The organism is Lysobacter antibioticus HS124 (assembly GCF_000336385.2).
Taxonomy (GTDB): Bacteria; Pseudomonadota; Gammaproteobacteria; order Xanthomonadales; family Xanthomonadaceae; genus Lysobacter; species Lysobacter firmicutimachus.
Map to the genome: position 1 here is coordinate 1 of NZ_HG424582.1, position 10383 is coordinate 10383.

The following is a 10383-nucleotide window of genomic DNA, read 5'->3' on the forward strand; positions in this document are numbered from 1 at the left end:
CGGGGCGGGGCGGGGCGGGGCGGAGCAGGAGCGGGTGGCGAAGTACTGCGCCGCTTCGATAGAGCGCGGATTACCTCGCTCCTACGGGAATGGCGCCGGCGGAGGCGGCCTCAGCTGCGACCCGGTGCAGGCGCCGTGGCAGGCGTCGCGAGCGTTGCGACCGACGCAGAGGCGAACGGGCCGCTCGGCTTTCGCCGGCTGCCAAGGCGTTCGGTCTCGGGGACGCGCGGCATCGCACCGCTCTGGCGGGTCGCGGCTTGCGCCGCCCCTGTCCCCGAGGGCCGGAGCGGCATCGATCAAGCCAAGCGGTCGGCCAGCGCGTCGGTGGCGGCGACCAGGGCGTCGACGATCGCCGGATCGGCGGCGCTGTGGCCGGCCAGGACGATGCGCAGCTCGGCTTCGGGCCAGGCCTGGGCCAGGTCGATCGCGCTGGCGACCGGGCAGATGATGTCGTAGCGGCCGTGCACGATCGTCGCCGGAATGTGGCGGATGCGCTCGACCCCGCGCAGCAGCTGGTCCGGCTGCAGGAACACGCGATTGCGGAAGTAGTGCGCCTCGTTGCGCGACACGTTGATCGCGACCTGCGGCTCCTCGCGGGTGTCGGCGCCGTCGGGGTCGTGGACCAGGGTGGTGCTGCCGCCTTCCCAGTCGCTCCAGGCCAGCGCTGCGGCCAGCCGGACCTGCGGGTCGTCGCTGTCGAGCCGGCGCCAGTAGGCCTCGGTGAGGTTGTCGTGCTCTTGCGGAGGAATGTAGGCCAGATAGCGCGCCCAACGCTCGGGAAAGATGTAGCGCGCGCCGCCGTCGAGTTCGTTGAACCAGCGCAGCTCGAAATCGCGGCCGAGGAAGATGCCGCGCAGGACCAGGCCCAGCACCGGCGCGGGATGGGTCTGTGCATAGGCCAGGGCCAGGGTCGAGCCCCAGGAGCCGCCGAACACCACCCAGCGTTCGATGCCGAGGTGGGCGCGGATTTTCTCGATGTCGGCGACCAGGTGCCAGGTGGTGTTCTCGCGCAACTCCGCGGCCGGGGTCGAGCGGCCGGCGCCGCGCTGGTCGAACAGCACGATGCGATAGCGCGCCGGATCGAAGAAGCGGCGGTGGTAGGGCGAGACCCCGGCGCCGGGGCCGCCGTGCAGGAACAGCACCGGCAGCCCGTCCGGGTTGCCGCATTCTTCGATATGCAGTTCGTGGATGGCATCGACCTGCAGGCGTTCGCTGCGATAGGGCTCGATTTCCGGGTACAGCTCGCGCACGGGCGTTCTCCGCTGGGGACGCGCGAGCATAGCGCCGCCGCGCGGCCTTGCCGTGTCCGCGATCGGCGGCGGGTCCTGCCGCGGCGGCCGAACCTTCGATCGATGGGACGGGGCGTGCGCGCCGCGGTCGTGGCGGTTTCCCCGGCGCGGCCGCTAGAATGCGCCGGCAGCGCGCACCGGCGCAGGCGAAAGTGGCGGAATTGGTAGACGCACTGGATTTAGGTTCCAGCGCCGCAAGGCGTGCGGGTTCGACTCCCGCCTTTCGCACCACACAAGTTTCTGATTTAAAAAGATAAATCAGGAAAAAGTGTGCCAAAACTGTGCCAGTGTGCATCCCCTGCAGGATATCGACTCGCACTGGAAGACCAATCCAGTGGTATCTACATGGCCAGCATGTCGGCACCATGCGCATGCATGCGTACTACTGCATTCGTTCGCGTGCATGCGCGTGTGTACGCTCTGACCGATAGTTTCAATCGGCTGTGTTAAAAGATGAGGCCCGCAGGCGGTACCGCCTCATGGGGGAACCGCTCGTTCCACTCAGCCGCGCGCCTAAGTGCTTCCGACTCGGGGATCATCGGCTCCGCGTATATCTCATAAGTTGTGTCAGTCGGGAGATGCGTTCGGGAGCGTAAGCGCGAGACAGGGACATCAATTCCAATGCTCTGATACCGCGCCATTGCGGCAGAGCCCTGCCAATGCCTCACTACAGCGATACCAGATTCAAGAACGAACAGCGCGTGGACTGCCATGGTTTGCTCCTGGGGTGACTGTAATCAGCGTACGCTACGCCCTGATTCCGTTGCTGGATGCTGTGCCAGCGACGGCACAGTTGGGACTCTAGGCGGCACAGATGGCCCTCCTATGCGCCATCTGTGCCAGGAAAGCTAGAGCAACGCATTGATTTTTAATGGTTTGAACTGGATCGAGTCCCGCCTTTCGCACCACGCCGGCTGGCCGACGCCAGGCCGCCGCAAACGCAACGATGGCCGTCGGACCCGTCCGGCCCTTCGATCTTGCCTCTGAGCGGCTCGGTGAACTCGTTGTTCGATGCGGGCGGGGCGACATGCCTACGGCGTTCCTGTATCGCCCGTACCTATCTCGCCGCCATTGGCGGCGGCGCATCCGTCTCGGGCAATTCTGATACGGACTGGCCCCATGCGCGGAAACTGGCTGGATTTCGTTCCTGCCCGGCGCCTCGCGCCGCCGCTGCCGCCCCCGAAACCGCCGAACCGCGCGCAAAACCCCGTCCGGAAGGGATTTCCCGTCCGCCGGCGCTGGCAGCGGCGGCCTTTATCGGCCAAACTAGCAAGTTCCGCTGGCCGGCGATGCGTCGTGGCCGGCGGCCGGACAGGATCATCAACATTCGTGCCGCGGCGGGTGCCGCGGTCGCAGGAGTGGATATGCAAGTTTCGCTCGAATCGCTGGGCTCGCTCGAACGCCGACTGACCTTCAGCTTCCCGGCCGAGAACCTGGAAAACCAGGTCGGCGGCCGCCTGCGCGAGATCGCGCGCGGCGCCAAGATCAAGGGTTTCCGCCCGGGCAAGGTGCCGGCCAAGGTCATCGAGCAGCGCTTCGGCGCCCAGGTGCGCGCCGAGATCCTCGACGGCATGCTGCGCGAAGGCTTCAGCAACGCCGTGCGCCAGGAACAGCTGCAGATCGCCGGCCAGCCGCGCATCGAGCCGGCCGCCGACGCCGGCGAGACCCTGTCCTACGTGGCCACCTTCGAAGTCGTGCCGGATTTCGGCGACATCGACGTGTCCAAGCTCAACATCGTCCGCCATACCGCCGAAGTCGCCGATGCCGACATCGACGCGATGATCGAGAACCTGCGCCTGCAGCGCCGCACCCTGCAGAAGGTCGAGCGCGCCGCTCAGGCCGGCGACGTGGTCGAGGTCGAAACCTGGACCCAGGTCGGCGACGAGCGCTTCCCGGCCGAAGGCGCCGAGTACGGCAGCACCGTGATCGGCTCGGAATCGATGTTCAAGCCGCTCGAAGAGGCCCTGGTCGGGGTCAAGGCCGGCGACGAGACCGTCGCCGAGGTCGAGTTTCCGGCCGACTGGCGCGCGCCGCAGCTGGCCGGCAAGCAGGCCAAGGTCCACCTCAAGCTCACCAACGTGTCCGAGCCGGTCCTGCCGGAGGTCGACGCCGAGTTCATCAAGAGCTTCGGCGTGAAGAGCGGCGAGGCGGACCAGTTCCGCAACGACATCCGCACCAACCTGGAGCGCGAGCTCAAGGGTGCGCTGATGACCCGTCTGCGCCGCGAAGTCGGCGAGCAGCTGATCGCCGCCTACGAGTCGGTGGAAATGCCGCCGAAGCTGGTCGAGGCCGAAGCGCGCGACATGGTCTGGCAGACCGTCGAGCAGGCCCGCCGCCAGGGCCGCCACATCGAAGCCCCGGCCGATGCTCACCTGAACTACATGGATGCGGCGCGCAAGCGTGTCTTGGTCGGCCTGCTGGTCGGCGAGATCGCCCGCCGCAACGAGCTGCGCCTGGAGCCCAAGCGCGTCAACGAGACCCTGCGCCTGATCGCCTCGACCTACGAGGAGCCGCAGCAGGTGATCGACCTGTACCGCAACGACCAGCAGCTGATGGCCGGCCTGCAGAACCGGGTGATGGAAGAGCAGGTGATCGACTGGATCGCCGAGCGCGCCCAGCACACCGAGCAGTCGCTGTCGTTCAGCGAAGCGATCCGCCCGGCCTGAGCCGGGTCCGCGCCGGAGCGAACATGCCCGATCGGGCGGTCGCGCCGGCGCGGAAGCAATTAGCAATCGCGCCTCTTGCGCTGCGGCCCGGCCGGCCCCAAGTTGGTCGGGCCGCGCTTGCGTTAACAAGCGCAACTTCTAAGTCAGTCAATAGGTGCCGTCGAAATGGATAACCTGACCAAAGCCCTCAACCTGGTGCCGATGGTGGTCGAGCAGACCAGCCGCGGCGAGCGCGCCTACGACATCTATTCGCGTCTGCTCAAGGAGCGGGTGATCTTCCTGGTCGGCGGCGTCGACGACCACGTCGCCAACGTGATCGTGGCCCAGATGCTGTTCCTGGAAGCCGAGAATCCCGAGAAGGACATCAACTTCTACATCAACTCCCCGGGCGGCGTGGTCACCGCCGGCATGGCGATCTACGACACCATGCAGTACATCAAGCCGGACGTGAGCACGATCTGCATCGGCCAGGCCGCCAGCATGGGCGCGCTGCTACTCGCCGCCGGCGCCAAGGGCAAGCGCCTGGCGCTGCCGAATTCGCGGGTCATGATCCACCAGCCGCTGGGCGGCTTCCAGGGCCAGGCCACCGACATCGACATCCACGCCCGCGAGATCCTGACCCTGCGTCAGCGCCTCAACGAGATCCTGTCCAAGCACACCGGCCAGTCTCTGGAGACGATCGCGCGCGACACCGAGCGCGACAACTTCAAGAGCGCCGAGGCCGCCCGCGACTACGGCCTGGTCGACCAGGTGCTGGAACGCCGTCCGGACGAGACGATCCAATCAGCCTGAACGAGCGCGGACGCAAGCCATTGATCCGCATCGGATAACCGTCCAGCCCCCGACGCGAGGCGGGGGCGAACCGCTGTGTTATCCTCGGGCCGTGACAGCTGAACGAGCTGCGGCGGCCCGGGCCGCCGGACCCGCTCCGGAACACGAGTACGATTTAGAGCACCAACGGGCCAACGCATGACCGACGATCGACAAGGACGCAGCACGGGCGACAGCAACAAGATCCTGTATTGCTCGTTCTGCGGTAAAAGCCAGCACGAGGTCCGCAAGCTGATCGCGGGCCCGAGCGTGTTCATCTGCGATGAGTGCGTCGAGCTGTGCAACGACATCATCCGCGAGGAGCTCGAGGAAAAGGCGCAGTCGGCGCGCAGCCACCTGCCCAAGCCGCGCGAGATCCTCGAGGTGCTCGACCAGTACGTGATCGGCCAGCAGCGCGCCAAGCGCACGCTCGCGGTCGCCGTGTACAACCACTACAAGCGCATCGAGAGCCGGCAGAAGAACGACGACGTCGAACTGTCGAAGTCGAACATCCTGCTGGTCGGTCCGACCGGTTCGGGCAAGACCCTGCTCGCCGAAACCCTGGCGCGCCTGCTCAACGTGCCGTTCACGATCGCCGACGCCACCACGCTGACCGAAGCCGGCTACGTGGGCGAAGACGTCGAGAACATCATCCAGAAGCTGCTGCAGAAGTGCGACTACGACGTCGAGAAGGCGCAGCAGGGCATCGTTTACATCGACGAAATCGACAAGATTTCGCGTAAGAGCGACAACCCCTCGATCACTCGCGACGTGTCCGGCGAAGGCGTGCAGCAGGCGCTGCTGAAGCTGATCGAAGGCACCATCGCCAGCGTGCCGCCGCAGGGCGGGCGCAAGCATCCGCAGCAGGAATTCCTGCAGGTCGACACGCGCAACATCCTGTTCGTGGTCGGCGGCGCGTTCGCCGGCCTGGACAAGATCATCCAGCAGCGCAGCACCGAGGCCGGCGGCATCGGCTTCGGCGCCAAGGTGAAGAGCAGCGAGCGCAAGGCCGACATCGGCAAGGTGCTGGCCGACGTCGAGCCGGAAGACCTGATCAAGTTCGGCCTGATCCCCGAGTTCGTCGGCCGCCTGCCGGTGGTCGCGACCCTCGAGGAACTGGACGAGGCGGCGCTGATTTCGATCCTGACCGAGCCGAAGAACGCGATCACCAAGCAGTTCCGCAAGCTGTTCGAGATGGAAAGCGTCGAGCTCGAGTTCCGTCCGGACGCGTTGGCGGCGATCGCGCGCAAGGCGCTCAAGCGCAAGACCGGCGCGCGCGGCCTGCGCACCATCGTCGAGTCGGTGCTGCTCGACACCATGTACGAGCTGCCCTCGCTGGAGAACGTCAGCAAGGTGGTGGTCGACGAGTCGGTGATCGAACACAAGTCCGAGCCTTACCTGATCTACCAGAACCCGCCGGCCCAGCCCAAGGTCGCTTCGGCCGAGTGAGTTCCTCGCCCCTGCCTCGGCAGGGGCGATCGGTTTTTGCCCCCGCTTCGGCGGGGGCGATTCGTTTTAGGGCCCGTTCGCCCCAGTGATGGAACTCCGGCGCCGACCGGCCCGCCGGTCGCGTCGGGGCAGCGCGCGCCGCCGGTTCAGGCGTCTTCGTCCGCGTCCTCGTCGCACCACTCGATCATCGTCGCGTGCATCCGCTCCACGCCCTCGCACAGCGCATCCTCCAGCGACTGGCCGGCGGGGCTGGCGGCGAGCAGGGCGCGCAGCTCGCGCGCGGTGCGGTCGAACCGGTCCTGGTCGTAGAGCAGCGCACCGAAACGACCGTCCGGATCGGCGTACAGGTACCAGGCGCTCTCTAGCACCGTGTCGGTGCGGTACCAGCCATAGCAGCGGTAGCGCCCGTTCAGTTCGTCCAGTTCGGCCTGGGAGAAAGCGCCGCCGGCGGCGAACTCCGGCCGGTCGTTGCCCCAGCTGTGCGCGATCATGTCGACCAGGCCCAGGGAACGGATCCGCAGGTAGGCGTTGGCCGCCTCCAGACCATCGGCCAATTGCCCGGGAAGCGGCAGTTCCATGCAATAGGACTCGGTATTGTCCTGGTTGTGCAGGCCGCCGAAACGGCGATAGAACTGCACCAGGTCCGCCGGCAGCGGCCGCGGCTCCAGCGCCTGCAGGCGCTCGATCTGGGCCGGCTCGGCCGGGCCGGCCGCGAGCAGGGTGTTGTAGTCGTCGTCCCAGAAGCGGGTCCGGCTTGCGTTGTATTGCTCGATGGCATCGTGCAGTCGTTGCATCGGTGGCGTCCTTGGCGATGGGGCAGGCGGCCGGAATGCTCTGTCCCAGGTTCGGCTTTGTATCACAAGGCGGTGATTTTCAAGCGGTTTTTATTGATTTTGCGGGCCGCCCGACGGGCATTGCTTGCGCTCCTGGGCCGCCACCCCCATAACGGGAGCCTGGATGCCCCGGCATCCTCACCCCACGCTTGTCGAGACCCCCGATGACTCAGTCTTCCGCCGAATTCATGACCCTGCCGGTGCTGCCGCTGCGCGATGTGGTCGTGTTCCCGCACATGGTGATCCCGCTGTTCGTGGGCCGCGACAAGTCGATTCGCGCCCTTGATCTGGCGATGGAAGCGGACAAGCGCATCCTGCTGGTCGCGCAGAAGTCCGCCGAGACCGACGACCCCGGCGCCGCCGACCTCTACGAGATCGGCACCCTGGCCCAGGTGCTGCAATTGCTCAAGCTGCCCGACGGCACCATCAAGGTGCTGGTCGAGGGCGTGTCGCGCGTGCGCGTCACCGAGGTCGCCGAAGGCGACGGCGCGCTGTCCGGCCGGGCCGTTGCGGTCGAGCCGGTGGTCGATCGCGAAGAACGCGAGATCGAGGCCATCGCGCGTTCGCTGATGGGCCTGTTCGAGCAGTACGTCAAGACCAACCGCAAGCTGCCGCCGGAGCTGATGCAGACCTTGGCCGGCATCGACGAGCCCGGCCGCCTGGCCGACACCGTCGCCGCCCATCTCGGCGTGCGCATCGGCGACAAGCAGAAGCTGCTGGAGACGCACGAGATCGGCGCGCGCCTGGAGCAGCTGGTCGGCCTGGTCGACGGCGAAATCGACGTGCAGCAGCTGGAGAAGCGCATCCGCGGCCGGGTCAAGTCGCAGATGGAGAAGAGCCAGCGCGAGTACTACCTCAACGAGCAGATGAAGGCGATCCAGAAGGAGCTCGGCGAGATCGACGACGCGCCCAACGACGTCGACGAGCTCGCGCGCAAGATCGCCGAAGCCGGTATGCCCAAGCCGGTGGAGACCAAGGCCAAGAACGAGCTCAACAAGCTCAAGCAGATGTCGCCGATGTCGGCCGAGGCGGCGGTGGTGCGCAACTACCTCGACTGGCTGCTGGGCGTGCCGTGGAAGAAGCGCACCAAGATCCGCAAGGACCTCAAGGCCGCGCAGGACGTGCTCGACGCCGACCACTTCGGCCTGGAGAAGGTCAAGGAACGCATCCTCGAGTACCTCGCGGTGCAGACCCGGGTGAAGAACATGAAGGGCGCGATCCTGTGCCTGGTCGGCCCGCCGGGCGTGGGCAAGACCTCGCTCGGCCAGTCGATCGCCAAGGCCACCAACCGCAAGTTCGTGCGCATGTCGCTGGGCGGCGTGCGCGACGAGGCGGAGATCCGCGGCCATCGCCGCACCTACGTCGGTTCGATGCCGGGCCGGATCGTGCAGAACCTCAACAAGGTCGGCAGCAAGAATCCGCTGTTCGTGCTCGACGAGATCGACAAGATGTCGATGGACTTCCGCGGCGATCCGTCCTCGGCGCTGCTGGAAGTGCTCGACCCGGAGCAGAACAACGCCTTCAACGACCACTACCTGGAAGTCGACCTCGACCTCAGCGAGGTGATGTTCGTCGCCACCTCCAACTCGCTCAACATCCCCGGCCCGTTGCTGGACCGCATGGAAGTGATCCGGATTCCGGGCTACACCGAGGAGGAGAAGCTCAACATCGCCATGCGCTATCTGCTGCCCAAGCAGATCAAGGCCAACGGCCTGAAGTCCGAGGAGATCAAGATCGCCGAAGCGGCGGTGCGCGACATCGTGCGCTACTACACCCGCGAATCGGGCGTGCGCAATCTCGAACGCGAGATCTCCAAGATCTGCCGCAAGGTGGTCAAGGAAATCGCCCTGGCCGGGCCGAAGAAGAAGAGCAAGGAAGGCGCGATCAGCGTCGGCTCCAAGAACCTGGAGAAGTACCTGGGCGTGCGCCGTTACGACTTCGGCCGCGCCGAGGAAGCCAACGAGATCGGCCTGGTCACCGGCCTGGCCTGGACCGAGGTCGGCGGCGATCTGCTGCAGGTCGAAGCGACCCTGGTGCCCGGCAAGGGCCAGTTGCTGCTGACCGGCCAGCTCGGCGACGTGATGAAGGAATCCGCGTCGGCGGCGCTGTCGGTGGTGCGCGCGCGCGCCGAGCGTCTCGGCATCGACGTGGAGTTCCTGCAGAAGCACGACGTGCACGTGCACGTGCCTGAGGGCGCCACGCCGAAGGACGGCCCCAGCGCCGGCATCGGCATGGCCACCGCGCTGGTGTCGATGCTGACCAAGAATCCGGTCAAGGCCGACGTGGCGATGACCGGCGAAATCACTCTGCGCGGGCGCGTGCTGCCGATCGGCGGACTGAAGGAAAAGCTGCTTGCTGCGCTGCGCGGCGGCATCCGCACGGTGATCATTCCGGAAGAGAACCGCAAGGATCTGGCCGACCTGCCCAAGAGCGTGACTCAGGGTTTGAAGATCGTGCCGGCGCGCTGGATCGACGAAGTGCTCGACATCGCGCTGGAGCGTCCGATCGCGCCGCCGAGCGCGTCGGGCGAGGGCGAAATTCCGGTGCGCGACAGCGGCAAGGCGGCTTCGCAGCCCGACGTCAAGCACTGATCCGGGCCGTCGGTCGGAAACGTCGAAAACCGCTGAAACCCGCGCCACAGCTAGCTTTCCAGCTTGCACCCCCAATATGCCGCTGGTATAACGACCGCAACCGCGTCGCAGGCATTCATCACAAAACTGCGACGCGGCTCGCTTGATCGTAGCGACGCCGCAACGTCGCGGCGATTCTCAGAACACGCGGTCTATCCGCATAGGAGTAAAGAAAATAATGAACAAGGCCGAACTCGTAGCGGCAGTTGCCGAAACCGCAGAGCTGTCGAAGACCGACGCTACCGCTGCCGTTGACGCGCTGATCGACGTCGTTACCAAGGCGCTCAAGAAGGGCGACACTGTTACGCTCGTTGGCTTCGGCACCTTCCAGGTGCGCAAGCGCGCCGCTCGCCAGGGCCGCAACCCGAAGACCGGCGAAACCATCAAGATCGCGGCTTCGAAGAATCCCTCCTTCAAGGCTGGCAAAGCGCTGAAGGACGCTGTAAACTAAGCAACTCGCCGGGGCTGCCAGGGGCGGCCGCCAGCGGAACCCTAGACTCGGGGTGCTTAGCTCAGCGGTAGAGCGTCTCCCTTACAAGGAGAGGGTCGGGGGTTCGAAACCCTCAGCACCCACCAGGTTCGACCTGGTCTTCTGCCGGACCCGTCCAGAGACGGGGTCCAAGCGGGTACGAGTAGGGTTCGGTTGCACCGAGTTCAAAACGCGGAGTGGTAGTTCAGTCGGTTAGAATGCTGGCCTGTCACGCCG

7 protein-coding genes and 2 tRNA genes are annotated in these 10383 nt (G+C 66.2%); 7 read left to right on the forward strand and 2 right to left on the reverse strand.

Annotated elements, in window-relative coordinates; genetic code table 11:
• Positions 1-296 precede the first annotated feature (296 nt).
• Entirely contained in the window at positions 297-1250 is a 954-nt protein-coding gene (gene pip / locus TX83_RS20085; protein ID WP_064749762.1) for a prolyl aminopeptidase, read from the reverse strand.
• A 185-nt stretch (positions 1251-1435) separates the two neighbouring features.
• On the opposite strand from pip, the gene TX83_RS20090 reads away from it, so the two are divergent.
• From TX83_RS20090 to clpX, 4 genes are all read left to right on the forward strand, one after another.
• Positions 1436-1520 (forward strand) — tRNA-Leu (locus TX83_RS20090).
• Between the two features lie 1133 nt (positions 1521-2653).
• On the forward strand, positions 2654-3955 hold the full coding sequence (gene tig / locus TX83_RS20095; RefSeq protein WP_064749763.1) for a trigger factor: 1302 nt from the start codon (positions 2654-2656) through the stop codon (positions 3953-3955).
• Between the two features lie 165 nt (positions 3956-4120).
• Positions 4121-4747, forward strand: a complete 627-nt coding sequence (gene clpP / locus TX83_RS20100) for an ATP-dependent Clp endopeptidase proteolytic subunit ClpP (RefSeq protein ID WP_064749764.1) — start codon at positions 4121-4123, stop codon at positions 4745-4747.
• 177 nt (positions 4748-4924) lie between these two features.
• Positions 4925-6214, forward strand: a complete 1290-nt coding sequence (clpX, locus tag TX83_RS20105; protein WP_064749765.1) for an ATP-dependent Clp protease ATP-binding subunit ClpX — start codon at positions 4925-4927, stop codon at positions 6212-6214.
• Positions 6215-6360: 146 nt separating this feature from the next.
• Here the strand turns inward: clpX and TX83_RS20110 are convergent, their stop codons facing one another.
• Positions 6361-7008 (reverse strand): SMI1/KNR4 family protein, encoded by a 648-nt coding sequence (locus TX83_RS20110; RefSeq protein ID WP_064749766.1) that lies wholly within the window; start codon positions 7006-7008, stop codon positions 6361-6363.
• Positions 7009-7211: 203 nt separating this feature from the next.
• Here TX83_RS20110 and lon point away from each other — a divergent pair, with 203 nt between their 5' ends.
• The 3 genes from lon (at position 7212) to TX83_RS20125 (ending at position 10253) form a co-directional block, all read left to right on the forward strand.
• Positions 7212-9638 (forward strand): endopeptidase La, encoded by a 2427-nt coding sequence (lon, locus tag TX83_RS20115; protein WP_064749768.1) that lies wholly within the window; start codon positions 7212-7214, stop codon positions 9636-9638.
• A 142-nt stretch (positions 9639-9780) separates the two neighbouring features.
• The gene (locus TX83_RS20120) at positions 9781-10128 is read left to right on the forward strand and encodes an HU family DNA-binding protein (protein WP_261370217.1); all 348 of its coding nucleotides are present in this window, start codon (positions 9781-9783) and stop codon (positions 10126-10128) included.
• A 50-nt stretch (positions 10129-10178) separates the two neighbouring features.
• Positions 10179-10253, forward strand: a tRNA-Val gene (locus TX83_RS20125).
• Positions 10254-10383: the final 130 nt, after the last annotated feature.